The organism is Paenibacillus pinihumi DSM 23905 = JCM 16419 (assembly GCF_000422505.1).
Lineage (GTDB): Bacteria > Bacillota > Bacilli > Paenibacillales > Paenibacillaceae > Paenibacillus_D > Paenibacillus_D pinihumi.
Genome location: NZ_KE383864.1, coordinates 884,796 through 907,267, shown reverse-complemented (window position 1 = coordinate 907,267; position 22,472 = coordinate 884,796). Strand labels below are relative to the sequence as shown.

Genomic DNA, 22,472 nt, shown 5'->3' with positions numbered 1-22,472 from the left:
AATGCATCCGAACCTGAGTTAAATGTAGTTATAGGAAAGCAATATGAAATGATAGACAAAACCCGTGAAGGTGGCGGTACGATTTCAAGTCGGGTCACCTTTGCGGTTCTTTTTTTTGGACTTCCCTCAGCTTCATTCTTCCAACAGCCTTCTGAGTTTCCGCTGAAAAGTTAGCTATTAATTTGTTTCACTAATATCTAATGCTAGGAGCTAAAATACATGTTTAGTTCCTATAAACTTTATATTTTCCTAAATTTGCTTGGTGATATTCCGATATGTTTTTTGAATAGATCCGAGAAATGGGAGATTGAATAAAATCCTAAATTAGACGAAATATCGGCAATACTGAGATTAGTCTCTTTTAAAAGTTGTTTCGCTTTTTGAATTTTCTTTATTTGTAAATGTCTGATAGGTGAAATGTTAAAAACCTTAGAGTAAGTATTACTTAAATAAATAGGATTACAACCTATCAAATCGGCAAGTTCTTGCAATGTTATATTTTTATTTAGATTATTTCTAATATATCTATTTATTAAAATAAGTCTATTGTCAATTTTGTTGGAGATCTTCTTATTATTCTTAGGTTTAAAAGCCTCATCTATCTGAAGCATTTCAAACAAACGGAACAGGTTATTACTTATTTCCTGAAGCGACGATGGGATAGGATTGTTTTTAATTGCTTTTTCTACTAAAGGTAAGATCATGGAATAGATAGTTTTTTTTTTTTTAGTGAGGATTGACGGGTGTTTCCATGGAGGAATGTTTATATTTGGATTAAATACGATGCAACAAAATTGTCCCATTTGATGGTTACTCTCATTAATGATGTCAAAATTTGAACCGATTACAATATCGTCAGACTCAATTCTATCTTTACAATTATCCCAGATTACAGTCAGCGGTGTATGGGCTATAATAAAAAACCAATTATTTTCGCATGCAAATGATTCAGTGGGAGCGATCCAGCCATTTTGTATGATAAAGGATATTGTAAATTTAATGAGAATCACTCCTTATAGCATCACTATATTGATACTGGTGATAATATCATATTAACTATAAAACATGAAAAATACAAGATAAGGGTTTGTTGTTTTAATTTCGTAAAAATATAAATTATTTCGACTTTAGGGTATATTTTGATAAAAATTAGGGCATTATCAGCAGGTCGTTGACCAATGGCCTGAGTCGACCACCCTAACCGATGCAATGCCTCTAGGTTGCTTATGCTTAATTATACTAAGATGGGAGGAGTTTATATTTATTTTATAATAATGGTTATGAATTCCTTTTTTTGAGAAATCAAGTATTAATAGATTCAGCAATTCTACAAAATAAAGATTCTTTCCACTTATACAGATTGAATTGAATAACTCGTGATTATTATGCTAATATTGTTATAAATTCCATATTTATTGTTACTGGATTAAAAAAAGACTGCGATAAAGGTGAGTTTGAATGGATTTTAATACTATTCTTGAACATTTCGACGGGGGAATATTTGATTTAAGCAATAATACAGTAATGAGAAAAGCGGATGTATTCAGTAGAATGAGTCGTATAACGAGGCAGTATAAGGATGCAGGCATACGCCCTGGAGAGCCGGTTACATTAATTATTGCTTCAAGTACGATGTTTATTCTTCATTTTTTTTCGTTACAACGTTTTGGAGCAATTCCTATTTTATTGTCGAATCAAACGAAACCAATAGAATGGCTCGAGTTGAAGAGAAAATATTGCTTAAAGACAATAGTTACCGATAGTTGGTCTGAACGAGATTATGCACTGTTGGAAAACGAAGAAAGTTGCATTCGAAAAAAATTTAACGACAATACTTCCAGTTTCATAATTATTCAAACACAGGAAGATAGCCGAATATTGAAAAAATCTAATGTATATATACAACCAACTTCGGGATCTACAGGTGAATTGAAACTTTGTGTACGATCAAGAGAGTCTGCTCAAGTTGAAGCGCTCCAGATCAGCTCGGCCTTAAAACTATCAAATGGTGGAAGTGTTTTGTGTCCATTACCATTAAATCACGCTTTTGGATTTGGAAGCGCTTTTATGTTATCACTATGTACCTCATCTAATCTATTTTTAATGGATGAATTTAATCCTCGGTCTTTGTTGAGGGTTCTAGAAAAGATTGAGTTTAACCTTTTAACTGCTGTTCCACCTATGTTGGAGTTGCTGCTGAAATTGAATGTTTCAAAGAAGTCTCTACCCTCAACTATTTTGACGGCAGGATCGCCGCTTGAGATAGGGTTATACAATCGATTTTATAAAGAGTTTGGTTATTCTATCACAGTGGCTTACGGTACAACTGAAACCGGGAAAATTAGTATTGACCGAGATGGCGGTAAGTTCATTGAAGGTAATGTTGGTTATCTAATAGGGGGGAATCAGGTCAGTATTTCACAGAAGGAGTCTTATCAGGAAATTATGGTGAGAACCTTGTCGATGATGGACGGATATCTGCTCCCCGATGGAAATATCGACCGGTCATTTGATGAGGAAGGAAGTTTTGCTACCGGAGACATCGGCTCACTAGACGAAGACGGACGAATACTGATTCAGGGAAGAATTAAGCAAATGATTAATGTATTCGGTGTAAAAGTAAATCCAATTGAAGTAAGTTCCATTCTGCGGAGTATGAAATCTATTACCGATGTGCACGTATATGCTGGGAAACATCGAAGTGGCTCCGACTTGGTATTTGCTATAGTCTCAGTATCGGATCAGGTAAAGGAAGAAGAAATATTAGCTTATTGCCGGGAACGTCTGAACCCGCAGAAATTACCAAGTAAGATTTTTCTGGTCGATCGACTACCGAGATCTCCGACTGGAAAAATCATTTTCAGTGATTTGCCTAAATCGTAATAGTTGGAGGTGGCAGTATGTCAATGGAGCCAATAGTAATGGGGATAGGAGGATCAATTCATGATTTTTCAAGTTGTTTATTACAAGGAGGGGAGATGAAATGCTGCATTGAGGATGAGAGATTGCTCCGTCGAAAGCATGCTTTTTATAAAGGTTCCTCATATGACTTAATTAAGTATAATGCATCAGACGCATGTCTAGATGCAACTGGATTAACTTGGAGTAATTTGGATTTGGTGGTAGGAAATGATATTCTAAGCAAGTTTTATTATCATAGACTACAATCTAAAGTTAGACGATTTGAACGAATTAATCATCATCTTTCTCATGCTGCAAGTGCTTTTTTACCTTCACTGTTCAATGAAGCGGCTATATTGACAATCGATGGCGGAGGAAGCAATTACGAAGGACAGGAAGAAGTAGAGTCAGTTGCTCAACCATTAGAGGTATGCACATTAGGATACGGCAATGGTAATAAAATTGAAATATTGGATACGCAAATAGGATATCGATATGATGCTAGACCCTATAGTAATGCAATTGATCCTGTTACGGACTCGATAGGGGGGTTTTATGGAGTATTAACTTATGTTTGTGGTTTCAGTTTTCATGAAGAAGGCAAGACGATGGGACTGGCTCCTTATGGTACAAGTCGTTACTTTCCCGAGATGATGAAACTTGTCCGGCTGTCGGACCGGGGAAGATTTGAATGCGGACCCGAGCAGATTAAACGTCTCTTCGAGATGAGAACACTGTGGGAGCGGGAGCTTGATGAGGACCGACAGTTTGCGATTCGTGCAGACCTAGCTTGGGCGGGGCAATGCATAGTCGAGCAAGCCGTCATTCATGCAGCTTCGCATCTAAAGCAATTGACACAATCCGATTGTTTGTGCATGGCCGGAGGCGTCGCCTTGAACAGTGTTGCCAACTATAAGCTCTATAAAACGGGACTTTTTAAGCATTACTTTATACAACCGGCCTCCGGAGATAACGGCACCTCCATCGGAGCAGCCTATTACGGCTGGCATGTGATAATGAATCAGCCTAGATGGCAGGCCAGGTCGGTTGTAAATCATGGTTGATGAGGTGAGTGTCTATGTTATTCAGTCCCTATTTGGGAAGAACGTATTCAGAAGCTGAAATCGCCGCTGCCATTAATCGGTATGAAGACCGGGTTACGGCTCGGAAATGCCAGAACGTGTTTAAGGAAGCGGCAGCATCGATTGCAAATGGGAAAATTATTGGCTGGTTCCAGGGTGGAGCGGAGTGTGGACCGCGTTCACTGGGCAACCGCAGCTTTCTGGCGGATCCGCGCCGTGCCGAGATGAAGGACATTGTCAATGCTAGAGTCAAATTCAGGGAAGGGTTTCGGCCATTCGCTCCTTCGGTTCTGTGGGAGCATCAACAGGAGTATTTTGATTTGGCCATTCCGTCTCCTTACATGCTAATGGTAGCCGACATATGGCCCCGTAAACGCAGTATCATCCCAGCCGTCACACATATTGACGGAACCGGCAGGCTACAGACGGTCATGAAGGAGCTTAATCCACACTATTATCAACTAATCGAAACATTTTACGAAATGACAGACGTTCCGGTCGTCTTGAACACATCCTTTAATGTAAAGGGCGAGCCGATTGTCGAGACGCCAGAGGACGCCATTCGCTGTTTTCTCGGAAGCAATTTTGACGAGCTTTATTTGGGGGATGTGCATGTCGTAAAACTATAAGAAAGTTGGGATCGCCATGATCGTGATAGGTTACGGAGGGTCGGGTCATGACTTTTCAACCTGTATTTTTAAGAATGATCGTATTATTAGTTTTATCGAAGACGAGCGTATATTACGCGAGAAGCACAGCTTCTTTCCCGGGATGGGACAGAAACTGCTGAAAACTCCTGCTCTTCAATACACCTTGAGTCAGACAGGAGTCCAGTTGGAGCAGGCGGATTTTATTGTCGCCAATAGCTCGCTAGAAAAATATTATTACGCTCGTACTGCGCGTAAAGCGGATATTTGCTTTATCAATCACCATTTATCGCATGCAGCAAGCGCTTTCTATCCTTCGTCGTTCAATAAAGCGGCGATTCTCGTCATAGATGGCGCAGGGAACTCTGAACATGAGGGCGTTCTCGATTCTATCTCATTATGGGTCGGTGAGGAAAATAGAATCGATCATATCGTTTCGCATGGTGGAAGAGCAATTTCCAGAAAACAGTACGGGGAGACGATTGATCCTACCGAGCATTCGATTGGCGGATTCTACCATATCGTAACACATTTCGTAGGCTTCGGCCCGTTTGATCAAGGAAAGACGATGGGGCTTGCTCCATACGGAACGGATAAATACTATAAAGCTCTGCGCGCATTTGTTGACTACGGTGAGGAAGGAAGATTTATATTTCCGTTGGAGCAGTTAGATGCTTTGCTTGAATTTGGAAGTCAGCTGCCGCTGGAGCATTTCGAAGTTCAGGCGGATTTGGCTTGGGCAGCTCAGAAAATCGTAGAAGAAGCTGTCATTCATGCGGCGGCTTACCTAAGACGAGTAACGGGCCTAGACGAGATTTGTATTGCCGGCGGCGTTGCGTTAAACAGCGTTGCGAATTACAAGCTTTATAAAACAGGCATGTTCAAACGCTTCTTCATTCAACCGGCAGCTGGTGACAACGGAACCTCCATTGGAGCGGCCTATTACGGCGCGCATGTGCTTGGACAATTACCACGAAAGACAGGGGCGGTTTATGTCTAGCTCAATAGCGGGGAACTTGCCGGGGACACTCAGTGCTGATTATCTGAGACGGTTACACGGACGGCATTTGTTTTTGCAACCGCACTTGGATGATATTCCTTTTTCGCTTGGGCATCTGCTGGAAAGAAAGTTGCTTAATGAATGCAATTACGAGTTTTGGACGGTGTTTGGTAAGGAGTTTTTCAATATTCGTCAGTATGAGCATGATGAAAACACCGTATCGATTCTCAAGGATGAGGAGCGGCGATGGTTTGAAGCGGAAGGTCATCAAATTAATCGGCTCGATTTGGAGGAGGCGGGCTACCGAGGTGTTACAAGCGTTCGCCGGCTGTTTCGAACGAACTTGTATCAGGACGCGGGCCTTGACTATGAAGGCCTGGGCTACGGTAACTGGTCGGTCGTTGTGGACGCTGTACGGAAAATTGTCCAAAGCGGCGCTTCTTTTATTTGGGCACCTGCCGGCATTGGCGGTCATTGCGATCATCTGGCCCTTCGACAGGCCGTTATTCATGCAGCCAAAACGGAGCCTGGCATTAAAGGGCTATTGTTCTACCACGAGCTACCGTACAGCCAATACTCGCGAATGATTAACTGGGAAAAATTTGAAATAGAAGACTTTCAAATGGAAGGGTGCCTGGAGCATCATCCGACAGAGAAAGAAACGAGAAGAAAAACGGAGAGTATATCGATCTTTTACTCTCAAATAACGGACCGCCAAGCTTATTCGCTATCAACGCATTTGGAGAAGGTGGCTGTCTGGATTAGGAGGATTAAGTGAATGGGGGTTCCGTTTCATAGGCCATACTTTGATTTGTCCGAGGTTGAGGCAGTTACAAAGGCGCTCAAGCGTCATTTAATCGGAACAGGGCCTATCGTGTCTTCTTTTGAGAAGGATTTTAGACAGTATATCGGCGCCGAGTATGCCATCGCGGTTAATTCTTGTACGAGCGCGCTGCATCTGGCGTTAGACGCGATGGATATTAGCCCCGGCGATGAAGTGATTACAACACCGCTTACATTTTGCGCCACGATCCTAGCAATCGAGTATCTCGGCGCTGTCCCAGTCTTCGCGGATATCGATCCGGTCTCGCTCTGCCTGGACCCTAAATCGGTTGCTGAGAAGGTGACTGATCGAACAAAGGCGATCATGCCCGTCCATTACGCAGGCTATCCATGCGATCTGGATGCGCTGCAGCACATTGCAAGTCAGCACGGTCTTGCAATCATAGAGGATGCGGCTCATGCTTTTTCTACAACCTACAAAGGGAGAAGAATTGGCCAAGCGCTTCCGAATACAAGAAGTGCGACCTGCTTCAGCTTTCATGCGACAAAAGCTTTATCAATCGGTGATGGAGGCATGATCGTCACGTCGGATCAAGTGATGGCGGATAAGATGGTGCGTAAACGTTTATTCGGGATGACGCGTCTGGAAGGTTCCGACCCGGCTTCAGATGTTTCTTTGCAATACACGGTGGATACGCTTGGCTACAAGTACAATATGACGGATATTGAAGCGGCCATCGGGCGGGAGCAGTTGAAGAAGGCAGAGACAATGCACGAGCTTCGGAAGCAGGCCGCCGCACAATATTTGCAAAAGTTGGACGGCATACCTGGTATTCAGTTGCCGACCGAGCCGGTTGACGGAGAGCATTCCTGGCATTTGTTCGTTATCAGGGTGCCGCAGGAACTTAGAAGCCGACTAATCAAACAATTGAATGTCTCCGGAATAAAGACAACAATACACTTTACGCCGGTTTATCGTTTTCCATACTTTCGGCCCCGTTTCCCGAAAGCGTCCTTTAGCTTGCCGCATACGGAAAAGTTTGCAGATCAACTGTTGAGCCTGCCGATATTTCCGGGTATTACCGATGACGATCTGGAAACCGTATCTGCCGCAATTTGTGATTTTATGAGGAAGGAAGGCGGATGATCAGCACTATGAATCATAATGGAACTGATTTTCCAGATACACTTCATTTCTATCCGACAATGAGATGCCCGCTTAATTGCAGCTACTGTTACGTCGAAGAAGTGAATAAGGACAGGAATGAATTGCCGCTGGAGACGTATCTCCGGCTTTTGGATGAAGGCGCTGCTCTTGGCGTTCATACTTATGATATTGCCGGCGGGGAACCGTTTGTATGGCCCCACCTGATGACGTTGCTAAGGGCGATAAAAAATCAATCAGCTGCAAGCAAGGTCGTGACAAGCGGGCTGCTATTAGATAAGTATCTTGAAGACTTCGATCAAAATCGTCCTTTAATTACGGAGTTGCATGTATCCATTGATTCCGCAAATCCTTCCCTTCATGATTCTACGCGGGGGTTTAAGGGGCTACATAAGCGGGTTGTTTCTAATATTGATCGTTATCTGGAGAAAAGTCTCGGTCCGGTCAAAATTAATTATGTGCTTCAAAAAGGGACATACCGGGAGATTGAGCAGATGCTAGACTTTACCGCAGCTTTGGGCGTGGTGGGCATCGACATTCAATGTATGGTTGATGTCAGTAGCAAAACTAAGGGACAAGATTACGGACTGAGTCCGGAAGAAATCTTGGATACGCTAGTCATCATCTCGAAATGGATAGAACATAGATGCCCCGATGAATTTCAAGTGTTGTTCGTGACCCCCAGTTACATGTTTCCTTTTGTATCAAGACTTGACAATATAAAACTTTTGAGTAATTTGCAACTGGTTTATTTTCCAGAGGTAATGGGGAGCACAGCGTTCAGCAAGGCGTTGTTTATCAAGCATAACGGTGATGTTACGGGCAGCACCAGCTTTATCAACAATGACCGTTGGTTCATCGGCAATGTCATGCAACATTCCATTAGGGAACTGTGGGAGAACGGCGCGGCCAATATGCGTTCCTTCATTAAGGAACGTTCTGGCAGGCTGATGCGGCATGGCGTCTGCGCTAATTGCGTGGTAAAACGATTCTGCCGTGGGGGAGACCCGGAAGTTTTCGCTTTGGTCGAAAGCGAACAGTGCTGCCAGATGAAAGAGCAGCTCAGCCATTTGTTTATCAATTCATAAGATAATAAGAAGGGGATAGATGAAAATGCAAAGAGAGACGATCCGACAAAAGGTGCAAGAGATTGCAGGTAAATTGTTTATTAATACGGAGCCATTGGAGGGCGCTCCCGATAATTTCGTCCACACGTATCGTATGACCTCTATCGACGTTTTAGAATTTTTGCTGGCGATAGAAAGCGAATATGAATTTGAATTCGAAGACGACTGTCTCAACGAGAATACGTTAACGGATCTTAATCTTCTATTGAACTTGATAGAAGCAGCATTGAAAAAGAGGATTGTGTTATGAATCATGAAGCTACGGCAATTGGCTATGAACGTCCTCTTATTCTGACCATACTCTTGACCTATAACTGCAATTTAAAATGCTCGTTCTGTGGTCAAAATGATATTCGACGAAATGCAAAATCGTTGGTGGAAAACGGATTTAAAATGGCATTGGAGCTTGAGCAGATCGAGCTGATATTGGATGATGCCGTCGCATCAGGCATACGTCATGTCAATCTGTGGGGAGGAGAGCCGCTGCTTCACCCGCAAATTTTCGAAATAATTCACGCCATTAAGAAGCGGTATATGCGCTGTTTCATGGTGACCAACGGCACAAAACTGGAGGAACTTGCCGAGCAAATAGTAGCGTCGAAGCTTGACTTCCTTCAGGTGTCGATTGATGCAGAAGGAGACAAGCATGACAAAGTGCGGAATCATAAAGGTCTGTATGCTAAAATCCAGCGAGGCATTAACAAAATTAATGGGATGAAGCGAATATTCCCTATCATTTCGAGCTCTACAGTCATTATTCCTGATAATGTAGATTATCTCTCTGATATTGCGGACCGCGTCATCGAGGACGGATTCAGTACATCGTTCTTCCAACTGCTGATGTCATATCCCAAGGATGTGATTCAAGAGTACAAAGAAAGGCTGGTGGAGGACTATGGATTCTCCTATGACGACTTTAAAGTTATTGACAGCTTTGAAGGGGAGGACATTACGCCAGAGCAATATAAAAACGGTATAGGACAGGCCAATCAAATGAAGGAACGCCACGGCAAGCTGGTCACTTATCCTGACATTTTTCAGGAGCCAGACGATTATAAAGTGTATCTTCAGACAAGGGGGCCGATTCCGAGAGACAAAACTAAGGGATGTTGGAGCATCGATCATAAAATCAATGTCCAGCCTAACGGAGACGTAGTGCTCTGTCCTGATTTTCCAGATTTTAAACTGGGTAACCTTTTTGAACAATCGATTATGGACATTTGGAATTCGGAGAAGCGAATTAAATTTTTGGAGGATTTCTACGGAGGAAAACCCCTTCCGATTTGTTATAAATGCTGCCAATTATGGGATAAAGAAGAATTCGGGAGCTGGAAAGGGGCCAAATAAATTGAGTCGGTCCTTTGTCTCGGTCATTATCCCCTATTACGATAAATGGCCAAGATTTAAATACGTATGGGAGTCACTTATGCGTCAAGATACGGCCGGATATCCATTCGAGGTTATTGTCGTAGATGACGGGTCTAAGACACCGCTCTTAGATTCCTTCGCCACCTCTTGCATGCAAGTACCCGATTGGCTAATCGTGCATCGGACGGAGAATCGTGGGAGATCGATGGCACGGAATGAGGGGGCGCAGCTGGCTAAAGGGGAGATTCTACTGTTTATAGACGACGATATTCTTCTTCCACCAGACTTTATAAAGCAACATGCTTGCCTTCACGATAATCAATCTGAGCCGTGTTTCGTTCACGGGCGAATCTATGATTTGCTTGAGCTGACTCCATTTATGGATCCGGAATCAGGGAAACGGTTTCCTTATTTAAAAGGTCAACCGGCTCGTCTTGATTTGACGCGGGGCTTGCTGTCTTATGACAAGGTGTTCGGCAACTGGAAGCGGTTTGCAGAACGGAACCGAAGACTCGCCCGGCTGGAGAAACTCATTGCCAGCACCCTTGCGGACGAGTCGCTCACATCGTGTCATTGGATTGGCTGTGTGGGAGGAAATATGAGCGTTGGAATGAAACTTTTTCACCGAGTAGGTGGTTACGATCCCATGTTTCGCGTATGGGGGGGCGAGGATTTTGAGTTGGGTTATCGGTTAGTCAACGATGGTGCTAGAGCCGTGTATGCTGAAGAAGCGAGCGTATATCATATGACGCATGCCCATGAAGCGGCGGAGGATCAGCTGCTGGAAAGCAGGAATTATTTTATGAACAAGCATTCGGATCCTTGTATTCATTACCTCTACGAGTTCCTTGGAAGGAAATTAAAGGAAGAAGAAGTTATTCTATTGTGGAGGAAGGCGATTCAACATGGAAAAGACCCGTCAACAACTTGTTCTTAAAGGAGGGACTCCTTATCGGACGAAGCCGTTCGCTGTATGGCCGGAAATCGACGACAACGATGTGAACGGTGTGATGGAAACGTTGAAATCTGGCATTTGGTCCAGGGCCAATGCAACGAATCATTTGAAGTTCACTTATGAAACGACAAGCAGGACTGGGCGGTTCGAATCAATATTCTCCCACCGGATCGGAATGAGTCACGGGGTGTTCGTGAATAGCGGCACCTCTGCGCTGCATTTAATTTTCCAGGCATTGCAGTTGGAACCGGGAAGCGAAGTGATTACAACGCCGTACACCTTCTTCAGCACGATTGCGCCGCTATTTAAATGTGGTATTAAGCCCGTGTTTGTTGATATAGATGAACAAGGTAACATCGATTCGTCATTGATCGAAGCGTCAGTCACAGATCGTACAAAAGCTTTGCTAATTATGCATTGCGGTGGTCATCCTTGTCAGATGGATGAAATCCGCCGTTTGTGCGACAAGCACGATCTGCTGCTCATTCAGGATAATGCGCATGCGTTATCGAGTCGATTTATGGATAAGCATGTTGCTGCTTATGGAGATATTTCAATGTTCAGCTTTGAAGCTTCAAAATCTCTTAACTGTGGGGAAGGCGGATTTGTTGCTACTAATCGGGAGAGCCTGTTTCAGCAAATGTTTTCGATTCATAGCTGTGGTAGGCCGTTTGGCGGCGATTGGCGCTCACACACGCATATAAGCGAGAATTATCGTCCAACGGAGCTGCAAGCTTCACTGGCGCTTACACAGTTAGATAAGGTTGACCAGCAGCAAATTCGAAAGGAAGTCCGCCGTCAAAAGCTGGATCTGCTTCTCCAAGACCATCCTATCGTAGAGCCAATAGAACTGACGGACAGTCATGCTTCCCATGGCAACTACTCCTATCTGCTGAAAATCCGAGAAGCCTGGCGAGGCAGGCTTAGTGGCAAGCGGCTGGCCATCTACTTGGAAACGGAAGGAATTCCCTGTCACGCTGGCTATACGCATTTGGCTTTTGATATTGACTATTGCCGAAATTTTTTAAACGAGGAAGAGCGAAATCGTTACCGCAAACAATGCCCGACAGCTGAACGATTCGTACAGAGCACTGTATGGCTGCCGCAAACCGTGCTACTCGGTACGGAAGAAGACATCTATGATATAGTGGGAGCACTCAATAAAATAGCGGTTTGCTTATCTGAATAAGGAGAATTGTCAATGATGGGAAAGCAGCTGCGACTTAAACGAATCATAGATGAACGATCGGGAAAAACCATTCTATTGCCACTTGACCATGGTATGACCTTGGGACCGATAGCGGGATTGGAGAGCATCGGACATTTACTTAGGGAATGGCGTTCTCCCTATCCGAACGGAGTTATTATGCATAAAGGGCAAATTCATCGGCATCAGCATTTGATACCGAAAGAAACGGCGGTATTGATGCATTTGTCTGCCAGCGTTAGCTTTAGTCCGAGCCGGGAGGAGAAGGTACTTGTCGGCTCTGTAGAAGAAGCGTTGAAGTTGGGAGCCGATGGCGTCTCCATTCATCTAAATATAGGTTGTGAGAACGATCGCCGTATGCTCATTGATGCCGGTATTGTTGCTAACGCTTGCAGGGAGTGGGGGATGCCGCTGCTTATCATGATTTATCCGCAGTTGCAGCATGGGGAGAGAACCGGGAGAGACGAAATCGATCATATCGGGCATTGCATTCGGATTTGTGAGGAAATAGGGGCGGATATTGTGAAGATTCCAAGCCCAACGGGAGAACCGGATCGGTTTCTACGCGCTGTTGAAAATACGGAAATCCCTGTGTTGATTGCTGGCGGCGAGCAGAACGGTGCGGATCGGGCGTTTCTCGATAGGGCTCGTTGTTTATTGCGCGGCAATATTGCGGGTTTCTGCGTAGGAAGGCAAGTATTTCAAAACGCGGACCCGCAGGCGCTACTCGGCGAGCTCTACGAAATCGTTCACGGCGAAGGTAACGCCTTCAACGCACTGCGCTGAAGAGGCGAAACAAATCTATTGATAGAGAAGAGGACAGTCGCGATGTCGAAGAAGCATCTTTGGTACGATTTAAGATGGCTAGACAAGGCGGAGGAGGAGCAGGCCGCCTCAATAGCCGAACAAGTTAGTCAATCCTGTGCGGAGACGATACTTATACATGTCGGCCAACTGCTAGAGGGAATAGGGAAGTTTGGCAACAAAACTAAACTGGTTGTTGAGATTGAGTCAGCGAGTCAATTTGCAGATTTGGGAGAACTGAAATCGGAGGTTCATGCCGTTATATCGGATAACGAAGAGGAATTGGCCGCCGTCAAAAATAACTGTAATGTAAATGCTGGGCTGTATGTTAGAGTTGTCGACCAGGCTAGTCTCGATTATGCGTGGCGGCAGGGCATTCACTATGAATATGTAATCGTAGAATTTAAGGATGAGACCAATATTCCGCTTGAGTTGGTTATCGCACAGATTGAAGAGCATCGCTCGCAAACTGTTCTCCTTAAAGTAGTCAAATCAATAGAGGATGCGAAGATTGCATTTGAAGTATTGGAAAGAGGCTCGGACGGCATTATTTTATCAAGCGGCTCTCTTGAATCACTTAGTGAAATGGATCAAATAATTCATAAGGAGCAATCAATTACATTAAAGGAATTTATCGTCGAGAGTATTTCCTATATCGGTATGGGTGACCGAGGGTGTATCGATACTGCCGCCATTATGACGCAAGAGGAAGGGATCATTGTAGGTTCCACATCCAGTGGAGGTCTACTTGTCTGCTCCGAAACACATTACCTCCCCTATATGGAATTAAGACCGTTTCGGGTTAATGCTGGCGGCGTACATTCCTATGTGCTCGCTCCCAATAATACAACAAGCTATATTAGCGAGCTTTCGGCTGGTAAGCAAGTGCTCTGCGTCAGTGCCAACGGGACGGCGCGAACAGTACCTGTTGGCCGGATGAAGATTGAGCGTAGGCCACTCCTGCTTATAAAAGGAACAATCGAAGGAACGGAGATTAATACGATTTTACAGGACGACTGGCATGTGAGGGTTATGGGAGCCGACCGGAAGGTAAAAAATATAACCGAATTGAAAAAAGGGGATCTGCTGCTTGGTTGCCTGATGAAGAGCGGTAGACATGTCGGCATACAAGTGACGGAAACAATTCGGGAGCAATAAATGAGCAATTGGGGGACTGTCAATGAGTTTACGTAAATTTGTTGTTTTATCGAATCCCCGAACTGGCAGTGAATATTTGGCCAGATTGCTGAATAAGCACCCTGACATTCACTGTTTGGGAGAAGTTTTTGCGGTCCCGCCAGGTGACGGTGTCTGGAATCATTGTAGTCAAAAAATGCAGAACAAGCCATTTGCATACTTAAAAAAGCTAGGTGAGCAAAGTGGGAAGTCAGTATTCGGATACAAGCAAATTTCGAATTGGCTTCCCAATACGGGCTTTGCGGATGTGAATTCGTATATTAAAGATAGCATCCTGCACGGTTACCGTTTCATTCTTATTCAGCGCATAGATTTGTTGAAGGAATATGTGTCTTTTATGCTGATGATGGAGCAAAACTATGGTCATATCAACAAAGAGGCCGGAGAGGCGAGATCGATCAAGATAAACGTCGTTCATGCCTACGCTCAAATGAGAAAATGGGATGCTTTCAACAAAAGTTGCGAATCAGCGTTTTCCAGCTTGAATATTCCTTACTTGTCATTAGTATACGAGGAAGATTTCGCAGAGGACAAAAAGGTCAAAAGCAAGACCTTCAAGTATTTGGAGGTTGAACCGATAAAGCTAAATGATCCGCTCCAAAGAACCAATCCGTATCGGCTGGAGGAACTCATTGAAAATTACGACGAAATGATGGATTACTTGACGAAGAAAAAACGTTTTGTCAGGACGAGTTAAGCCGGCGCTGTTCGGGGAGGTATTAAAAAGGTATATGGATAAATTAGGAATGTCCGTAGGGAAGAAAAATTATTCTATGAAATCGACGATTGCATGGATCACCAAGCAATTATTGCGTTTTCCGTTGTTAACGCTTCTATTCTTTCTGTCTGTTGCAGCTTCTGTTTATATGCAGACGTTGTCATCGGTGTACTTGGGCTACTTCTTTGAAACGTTGAAGCTTGGGGATGACAAAGGTATGCTTCGTGCAGTTCTGCTGGTGCTTGTTGTACTGACATCGGCTGCTTTGCTGCAATGGATTTCCACTTTATCAGTTCTGAACATTAGGCTTAAAGTAGAGAAAAACATTCGTAATGAAATTTTTAGTGCATTTCTAAACAAAAAGCACGATTATTTGAACACGGCGCGTACCGGCGATTTGCTTTCGATTGGAACGAATGAGCTGCGGAGCATATCAGTCATGTTTCAGCCAGGCCTCATTATGTCATTGCGAAGCATCTTATTTTATTTCATACCACTCTTTTTTATTTTTACGGGGTACCACTGGACGCAATGGATCATTCCTGTACTGTTCACTGCGATATCTGCGGTGTTGCTAGTGCAGTATTCTCAAAATATCAGTTCTGCGGCGGCAAAAGCGAGACAGCAATTCGGCAAGCTGAACGCCGACCTGAACGAAATGGTGGAAGGTATCGAGATTATTAAATCCAACCTTCAAGAGAAGAAGGAAGTCGATCGATTTGAACGCCGGACGCGTTCATTCGCAGAGAACACATGGGCCCGCTCCTTAATTGAAGCTAAGTATTTGCCTTCTCTTATTTATCAGCTTTTCTTTTCCGCAGCATTTCTCCAATGTATGTTGGCGTTTAAGAGCGGGCAATTGACGCTCGGAGAAGTTATTACTTATATAGGGCTGTTTATTGGGATAGGTACGCCTGTGGCGAATGCCGATATTACATTTGGCTTAATCGGAATGGGGCTCGCTTCGGCCAAAAGAATTTTGGTGGCGATTGGGGAAGGAGCCGCCAGTAAAGTGCCGGCTAATCTATATAAATACGCGATGAATGGAATGATTGAATTTGATCGTGTTTCGTTCCGTTTTGGTGAGGAGCATACCGTATTGAAGGATATTTCCTTCTCGGTGAACGCCGGAAAGACGGTTGCGATTGTCGGCGCCACCGGCAGTGGCAAGAGTTTGCTGACCAAGCTGGTTAACCGAAGTTTTGAAGCGACCGAAGGCGCGATTCGCATTGACGGCGTCGATACAAAGGAGTGGGATATCGATAGACTGCGGTCGCAGATCGGAATTATAGAGCAGGATGTGTTCCTGTTTTCCTGGTCAGTCAAGGATAATATTAAGTTCTCCAATCCAAGCTTAACGGACTCTGAGGTGAGGCATTATGCTAGGCTGGCGCGAGCCCATGATTTTATTGAAAAATTAGAGGACGGGTATGATACCCGGGTAGGCGAGCGCGGTATTCATTTATCGGGTGGTCAGCGGCAGCGGATCGCCATGGCCCGGGCATTTGCAAGCGAGCCGAGCATTCTTATTTTGGATGATTCGACGAGCGGCCTCGATAGCGCGACGGAAGTTGAGATTATGAAAGGTATGCAAAATTTAATGAAGAATCGCACGACGCTGTTGATAACAAATCGACTCCCTTTAATTGTTCATGCTGACCATATTATTGTGCTGAACAAAGGCGAAGTAGTTGCCCAAGGCATTCATAGCAAACTGATTCACGAATCGGAAGTGTATATGGATCTGTTTAATCAAAAGGAAGTGGTGTAATTGGCTAAGAACACCGAGACAATCGTTCAATCCCATACAATCACATCCAGCCAGTCGAACCATTCTTTGCTCCGGACACTGTCATTGTTTAGTGGAAAATCAAAGCAATGGTTCGGTGTAGGGATTCTTATGGTGGCCCAATCTTTTCTTGCTATGGGCATCACACTCTCCATTAGTAAGGGCATTGATTTGCTCACGGGAGAGCCAACTGTTAACCGGATTATGCTGATTGTCGGTTCCATTTTGTTGATGGGTATGCTGCAATGGGTATGCGGCTACTTTCAAAAAAAGCTGGCGCAGAGAAGCGTTATCGACACACTGCAGGAGCTTCAGAACAAGCTGTTCCGTTCGATGATTTGCAAAAATATCGGCTTCTTTTCGAAAAATTCCTCCGGTATGCTCATTAGCCGCATTACGGGAGATACAGAGTCATTCGGACAGTTTATTCACGTGTTTGTAGGCCAATCGGGCGTTATTATGAGCATTTTTATCCTCCTTGCAGCATTGTTCTTCATTGATTTCTCGCTGGCTTGCTTGCTGGTTGCATTCATTCCCGTCATTATTGGCGCTGCCTTACTGTTTAAGAAGCTGTCGCGGAAAGTTAGCCGGCAAATGTATGAAATGTTCGCGGAACTGAACGCCAATATAAAAGAATCGCTGGCAGGCATGACGATTGCCAAAAACTTTGTTCAGGAAGAAGCGATGCGCCAAAGATTCCTTCCGATAAATGAACAGGCTTATAAGGTTAATATGGCGCAAGGGCGGGTCTTTTCCTCTATTTTGCCATTAACCAACTTGCTCTCTTCACTTGGTATTTGTGTCATTTTGTATGCGGGAGGCAGGGGGGTACTCGATACAAGTGTAAGCTTTGGCGTCCTTTATTTGTTTGTACAGACGGTGCAGCGGATTTGGGACCCTATTTCATCCTTTGCGAACTTCTCCAATCAAATCCAGGATGGCATGGCGGCTGCCGAGCGGATCTTTGCGGTTTTGGAAGAGGGGGAGGAGATAGATTTATCCGATGAAAGCAGAGAGGAATGGCGAGGTGGAGATATTCGGTTTAAGCAGGTTGGCTTTTCTTACGATTCCGACGTTCGGCAGCTTGAGAACTTCTCTTTAACGATTAAAGAAGGAGAACGTATTGCGGTTGTCGGACATACCGGTGCGGGAAAAACGACGCTTGCTCGAATATTACTCCGGTTCCATGATTATCGGGATGGAAGCATAACGGTGGGAGGCGTCGAACTGCGCAGTATTGGGTTAAAGTCGCTTCGTTCGCAAATCGGTTATATCCCACAGGTTCCGTTTTTGTTTGCCGGGACTCTTCGAGATAATTTGACTTACAGTAATGCGGAAACTTCTGATGCATCGGTCTGGAGTGCGGCTTGCATGATTAACGGAGGAGCATGGTTGGAAGATTTCCCCGAAGGGCTGGATACGCAGATAGGTGAACGGGGAGGCAATCTGTCTGCCGGCCAGCGCCAGCTTATTGCGTTAGTTCGCGTGCTGGTAAAAAATCCTTCATTGCTTATTATGGACGAGGCGACGGCCAATATAGACCCTTTCACCGAAAGTCATATACGACAAGCGTTGAAAATTGTAATGAAGAATCGAACAAATGTCATTATTGCACATCGTCTCTCAACTATCCTTGATGCAAACAAAATCATCGTTCTCTCGTCCGGTCAAATTGCCGAAGAGGGCACGCATGAGGAACTAATGGTCAGGGAAGGCGCTTATAAGCAATTGTATGATACTTACTATAGGCATCAAGACTTGAATAATTGGCATGCTTCTGCAGAGGGTGAGGAGGTTTAGGCCATTCATAATCATATTTATCCACCTTCTTTTGAAATAGGAAGGGAAGATCGCAACCGACTCAATCGGCATCCAAGCGGCGTGCTGTGGTTGACGGGCTTGTCTGGATCGGGGAAGTCCACACTCGCTGCTGTCTTGGAAAAGGAATTGTACCGTAGGGAAATCCGATCTTTTATACTAGATGGTGATGCGCTCCGCAAAGGAATTAATAGGGACCTGGATTTCTCACCCTCCGGCCGGGATGAGAATATAAGACGTATGGGAGAAATCGCAAAGCTGTTGATGCAGGCAGGCGTGGTCACGATCGTTGCAGCTATTTCCCCTTACAGGGAGCATCGTCGGTATGTCCGTAAGCTGTTCGAGGGAGATCGCTTCTATGAGATATATGTTAAGTGCGGTATTCATACATGTATGCAGCGTGACCCGAAAGGAATGTACGCCAAGGCACATCAAGGTATCATTCCGGATTTTACGGGCGTGGGCATGTCCTACGAGGAACCTTTGGAGCCGAATTTAATCGTAGACACGGACGGAAGGTCCGTTGATAGTTGCAGGGAGCAGTTACTTCAATTTTTGAAGGAAATGGAGATGTTTGGCGATGCGTGAGGTGATGTATGTGAAGGGGGAGTATACGTCGCTTGGCGCATACGATTGTCTCATTAACGCTCTGTTGTTCTGGATGCAAGGGCAAAGTTTGTCTAGTACTTCGCTCTGCCTCTATAATTGGGACTTTCATACCTCGGCTACTAAGCCATTTTTGTTCGGCGGGACAATTCATATCAGCTCGATTCAATCATTTATGAAAGAACGACATGGTGTAGAGATCATGGAGATAGACGGGGAGCTTCCTGTAGACGAACCATTTATTATGGCGCTTGATGCTTACTGTCTTCCTTATATCGAAGAGTTTTATGGGAAGAAGCGCCAGCCGCACTTTGTTGTCGCTGAGCGGCGCTCCACTCAGCGTAATTACCAGATCTATGACTCTTATTATCGTGTCAGCATGAGCCTGTCTGAGGATCTTGCTGAGAAAGGGAGCGCGATGAGTGGTAAGCCAGGCTATAGAATGAGGGTCGAGGGGGCGGCTTCGACTTGCACTGCTACAATTTTTCCCTACATGCTGGATAGAGATTATGAGAAGGTATACCGAGTCTCCCGCTTGTGGATGACTGCACAAGCGCTAACGTTTGAGAGCTTGGGCGCGGCCCTCAAGGAAGCGGAAGCGTTCAAAAAATTCTTTAGCTGTTTGCGCGGGGTGACACGCGCAAGGGAGCGATATTTTGAAGCACTTCGCGTAGGGGACCTTCCCTGGCGAGAAATGACAGAAGCGGGGCCGGATGTGGTTGGGAAATGGCTCGCCGTGGAAAAAAATATGATTCGGATGACCCTCGACTTTACAACCGGGTATGTCCTGTTTTTGAATTCGCTTGACAAAGCGTTTGAACGGGAGACCGCTTTTTTGAAGACTTTGGAAAAAATAAAGCGGGAGAGTTGAATATGAATCTGATGGAGCAGCAGACAGCTGAGCGGATAACGGAGATTATCCGAAAAATTACAGGTTACAGCGATCGGATCGTTTGGGAAGAGAATTTGAGCACATATGGGATGAATTCAATGAAAACGATGGAGCTTGTCATTGCACTGGAAATCGAATTCAACATTCAATTCGAAGATGAGGAACTAGTGCTGGGCCGCTTTTCTTCCGCTCGCAATATTATGGAGCAACTTAAGCTGAAATTGCAGAGGGAGGCTTAACGATGGAAAGCCGATTTGAAATAGGCGATGCGCTAACGGCAGGGCAGGCGGAATCTCTTGTATCCAAGCTGAATTACAGCCTGGAGGGCATTACAGGGCTTCGTTTGGAAGAAAACCCCCTTGTCATTGTTGTCACATACCAGGATCGAGAAATAGCGGCTGTGATAGAAACCACGATAAGCACGATGCTGGAAGGAGAGCGTTCGAACCGGGTAATCAAACCTAGAAGATTAAAGGATAATAGAGAGGAAGCGGAACCGGTTAAATGGCCCGAGAATGATGAGGACGGAGAGGCTGGCAGGCTCTTTCATGTGAACGGGCAGGTGTTGCGGGCATTGGATGGTTTGTTTGAACAAATGGCATTGACGATGAAGGCAAGCGAAAGGCATTATCCGGCGTTCATCGCAACAGAATCCCTCCATAAATGCGATTATTTACATACGTTTCCACACAATATTTATTTAATTAACGAGTTTCCGCATCGCAGGGACGTATTGGAAGAAGTCAGAAATGCTGACAAGGAGAAGATGCTTCAACTCAGCCGACCTACGAGCTTTGCACTTGCTCCCGCCGTATGCTTTCATTGCTACGCCGAGTTGTATGGGCGAACGTTGCCGATTACGGATACAGAAGGACCATATATCATGACGGCTGATGCGGAATGCAGCAGACACGAAGCGAACTGGCGCGTGGGTGGTTATCGGATGCGGAATTTCAGAATGAGAGAAATTGTGCTGTTTGGCACACATCAGCAGGTTGAGATCTATCGACAGAAGTTGATCGCTCGCGTGTGGTCTCTATTTGAGCGTATGGGACTTAAGGGAACGGTTGAAGCGGCAACAGATCCTTTCTATTTTCCGCAGGATGTTGCAAAGGGGCAGCACCAGCTTATGGCTGATTCCAAATACGAGCTCATTGTTCAGGTCAAGGGGGAGCAGTTTTCAATCGCTTCCTTTAATCATGTCGGGGACGCGCTATGCAAATCGTATCATATTTTCGACGAACAAGAGCAGCCGCTTCATTCAGGCTGCGTAGCATTTGGTCTGGAACGCTGGTGCTATGCATTAAGCCAAGCCTATGGACAATCAATCGACCAATGGCCAAAAGAATTAATGTCCATTTTGCATGAGAAGGAAGGGTGCTAATGGAGTTTTGTTGGATGCTTCCTGTTATACCTAATAAAGTGGAGGAGTGTATTCGTCAATCCATATTGGCTGAGCAGAATCATTTCGATTCCTTACTTGTCTCAAGTCTTCCGAAGGGGCTGGATCCTTGGGTGCTGGCCGCTAGCATAGGAAATTTAACGGAGAGCATCCGTCTGCTTGTTGCACAAAATACAAACTTCGCCCATCCGTTTACAACCAGCAAGGCGCTACATTCCTTAAATTGGATGACAAATGGCCGGGCGGATCTCAATGTCGTTACAGGCAGTTTTGTCCCTGAACTTGCCAAGCTGGGAAAGATTGATAACCACGCGGTTCGCTACCGTAGAACAAAGGAGTTCGTGGAAGTTCTTCAGCTTCTTCGATTAGGGCCAGTCACGTACCGCGGCGAGTTCTATGAACTGGAGAATGCGGAGTGTGTACCACGTCTACCTTCTGATACTTCGTCCAGATTATATGTGGCTGGAAGTTCAGAGGAAGCGAGAAACGTCGCCGGTACACTGAGCGATCGTTATGTCATGTACGCTCACGCAATTGAAACGGTTGCCGGGCATTTCCAACATGTTGTACAAACGGCCGCCAGAAACGGAAGGACAGTCCAATGCGGTCTTTTTATTGATATTATCGCAAGAACAACCGATGCAGAAGCTTGGGAGGCTGCTGAACGAATGTTGGCGGCCTATTCTCCAGCACACCGCAGGATGAACAAAATGTTCATGCTTCAGTCGGATTCCGTTGGCGTAAAAAGCCATCTGGCGCTGCAGCAATTGAATAATCTCGTTCTTCAGCCACATATTTGGGCGGGGCTCTCGCATGTAAGCGATTCTGTATCTGTGTCAATCGTGGGCTCTTATCGTAATGTAGCCGACACAATCATGCGTTATGTAGAAGCAGGAGCAAGTTTTTTTATTATTAGCGGGTCACCTGCTCAGGATGAAATACAGAGAATCGGCCAGTATGTGCTTTCCAACCTGAAATCGTGAGAACTAATGGTTAAGAGGAGATAATAAC

22 protein-coding genes are annotated in these 22,472 nt (G+C 44.9%); 21 read left to right on the top strand and 1 reads right to left on the bottom strand.

Annotated elements, in window-relative coordinates; all coding sequences use genetic code 11:
- Positions 1–239: 239 nt before the first annotated feature.
- Positions 240–1,010 carry an AraC family transcriptional regulator gene (locus H583_RS35415; RefSeq protein WP_028561753.1) on the bottom strand — a complete coding sequence of 257 codons (771 nt, stop codon included), beginning with the start codon at positions 1,008–1,010 and terminating at the stop codon, positions 240–242.
- Positions 1,011–1,458: 448 nt separating this feature from the next.
- Here H583_RS35415 and H583_RS0118370 point away from each other — a divergent pair, with 448 nt between their 5' ends.
- Genes H583_RS0118370 through H583_RS0118275 form a run of 21 tightly spaced genes read left to right on the top strand, consistent with a single transcriptional unit; the run spans position 1,459 to position 22,444 of the window.
- A complete protein-coding gene (locus H583_RS0118370; protein WP_028561752.1) occupies positions 1,459–2,883 on the top strand; it encodes a class I adenylate-forming enzyme family protein in 1,425 nt (474 codons plus the stop codon).
- 17 nt (positions 2,884–2,900) lie between these two features.
- Positions 2,901–3,965 carry a carbamoyltransferase N-terminal domain-containing protein gene (locus H583_RS35410; RefSeq protein WP_051236598.1) on the top strand — a complete coding sequence of 355 codons (1,065 nt, stop codon included), beginning with the start codon at positions 2,901–2,903 and terminating at the stop codon, positions 3,963–3,965.
- A 14-nt stretch (positions 3,966–3,979) separates the two neighbouring features.
- The gene (locus tag H583_RS35405; RefSeq protein WP_051236596.1) at positions 3,980–4,612 is read left to right on the top strand and encodes a carbamoyltransferase C-terminal domain-containing protein; all 633 of its coding nucleotides are present in this window, start codon (positions 3,980–3,982) and stop codon (positions 4,610–4,612) included.
- A gap of 22 nt (positions 4,613–4,634) precedes the next feature.
- Positions 4,635–5,630 carry a carbamoyltransferase N-terminal domain-containing protein gene (locus H583_RS33385; protein ID WP_161631207.1) on the top strand — a complete coding sequence of 332 codons (996 nt, stop codon included), beginning with the start codon at positions 4,635–4,637 and terminating at the stop codon, positions 5,628–5,630.
- The gene (locus tag H583_RS0118355; RefSeq protein WP_028561751.1) at positions 5,623–6,408 is read left to right on the top strand and encodes a PIG-L deacetylase family protein; all 786 of its coding nucleotides are present in this window, start codon (positions 5,623–5,625) and stop codon (positions 6,406–6,408) included. The genes H583_RS33385 and H583_RS0118355 overlap by 8 nt, the downstream gene beginning before the upstream one ends.
- A complete protein-coding gene (locus H583_RS33380) occupies positions 6,409–7,560 on the top strand; it encodes a DegT/DnrJ/EryC1/StrS family aminotransferase (protein ID WP_036709936.1) in 1,152 nt (383 codons plus the stop codon).
- Positions 7,561–7,568: 8 nt separating this feature from the next.
- Positions 7,569–8,666 carry a radical SAM/SPASM domain-containing protein gene (locus tag H583_RS0118345; RefSeq protein ID WP_161631206.1) on the top strand — a complete coding sequence of 366 codons (1,098 nt, stop codon included), beginning with the start codon at positions 7,569–7,571 and terminating at the stop codon, positions 8,664–8,666.
- Between the two features lie 19 nt (positions 8,667–8,685).
- Positions 8,686–8,955 (top strand): phosphopantetheine-binding protein, encoded by a 270-nt coding sequence (locus H583_RS0118340; protein WP_028561749.1) that lies wholly within the window; start codon positions 8,686–8,688, stop codon positions 8,953–8,955.
- Positions 8,952–10,052: a radical SAM/SPASM domain-containing protein gene (locus H583_RS0118335; RefSeq protein WP_028561748.1), complete on the top strand. Its 1,101-nt coding sequence runs from the start codon at positions 8,952–8,954 to the stop codon at positions 10,050–10,052. Before H583_RS0118340 ends, H583_RS0118335 begins: the two co-directional genes overlap by 4 nt.
- Position 10,053: 1 nt before the next feature.
- Positions 10,054–11,010 carry a glycosyltransferase family 2 protein gene (locus H583_RS0118330; RefSeq protein ID WP_036709933.1) on the top strand — a complete coding sequence of 319 codons (957 nt, stop codon included), beginning with the start codon at positions 10,054–10,056 and terminating at the stop codon, positions 11,008–11,010.
- A complete protein-coding gene (locus H583_RS0118325; RefSeq protein ID WP_028561746.1) occupies positions 10,979–12,217 on the top strand; it encodes a DegT/DnrJ/EryC1/StrS family aminotransferase in 1,239 nt (412 codons plus the stop codon). The genes H583_RS0118330 and H583_RS0118325 overlap by 32 nt, the downstream gene beginning before the upstream one ends.
- 12 nt (positions 12,218–12,229) lie before the next feature.
- On the top strand, positions 12,230–13,021 hold the full coding sequence (locus tag H583_RS0118320; protein WP_028561745.1) for a class I fructose-bisphosphate aldolase: 792 nt from the start codon (positions 12,230–12,232) through the stop codon (positions 13,019–13,021).
- A 42-nt stretch (positions 13,022–13,063) separates the two neighbouring features.
- Positions 13,064–14,197: a 3-dehydroquinate synthase II domain-containing protein gene (locus tag H583_RS0118315; protein WP_028561744.1), complete on the top strand. Its 1,134-nt coding sequence runs from the start codon at positions 13,064–13,066 to the stop codon at positions 14,195–14,197.
- A 22-nt stretch (positions 14,198–14,219) separates the two neighbouring features.
- Positions 14,220–14,933: a sulfotransferase family protein gene (locus H583_RS0118310; protein WP_028561743.1), complete on the top strand. Its 714-nt coding sequence runs from the start codon at positions 14,220–14,222 to the stop codon at positions 14,931–14,933.
- Positions 14,934–14,967: 34 nt separating this feature from the next.
- Positions 14,968–16,725 (top strand): ABC transporter ATP-binding protein, encoded by a 1,758-nt coding sequence (locus H583_RS33375; protein WP_051236592.1) that lies wholly within the window; start codon positions 14,968–14,970, stop codon positions 16,723–16,725.
- Positions 16,726–18,543, top strand: coding sequence for an ABC transporter ATP-binding protein (locus H583_RS33370; RefSeq protein WP_051236591.1), 1,818 nt, complete (start codon positions 16,726–16,728; stop codon positions 18,541–18,543).
- A gap of 3 nt (positions 18,544–18,546) precedes the next feature.
- Positions 18,547–19,149 (top strand): adenylyl-sulfate kinase, encoded by a 603-nt coding sequence (gene cysC / locus H583_RS0118295; RefSeq protein WP_028561742.1) that lies wholly within the window; start codon positions 18,547–18,549, stop codon positions 19,147–19,149.
- Positions 19,142–20,038 (top strand): hypothetical protein, encoded by an 897-nt coding sequence (locus H583_RS0118290; RefSeq protein WP_028561741.1) that lies wholly within the window; start codon positions 19,142–19,144, stop codon positions 20,036–20,038. The genes cysC and H583_RS0118290 overlap by 8 nt, the downstream gene beginning before the upstream one ends.
- Positions 20,039–20,040: 2 nt before the next feature.
- Positions 20,041–20,298, top strand: a complete 258-nt coding sequence (locus H583_RS33365; RefSeq protein WP_036709929.1) for an acyl carrier protein — start codon at positions 20,041–20,043, stop codon at positions 20,296–20,298.
- 2 nt (positions 20,299–20,300) lie between these two features.
- On the top strand, positions 20,301–21,443 hold the full coding sequence (locus H583_RS0118280) for a class-II aminoacyl-tRNA synthetase family protein (protein WP_028561740.1): 1,143 nt from the start codon (positions 20,301–20,303) through the stop codon (positions 21,441–21,443).
- Positions 21,443–22,444 (top strand): LLM class flavin-dependent oxidoreductase, encoded by a 1,002-nt coding sequence (locus H583_RS0118275; RefSeq protein ID WP_028561739.1) that lies wholly within the window; start codon positions 21,443–21,445, stop codon positions 22,442–22,444. The genes H583_RS0118280 and H583_RS0118275 overlap by 1 nt, the downstream gene beginning before the upstream one ends.
- Positions 22,445–22,472 lie beyond the last annotated feature (28 nt).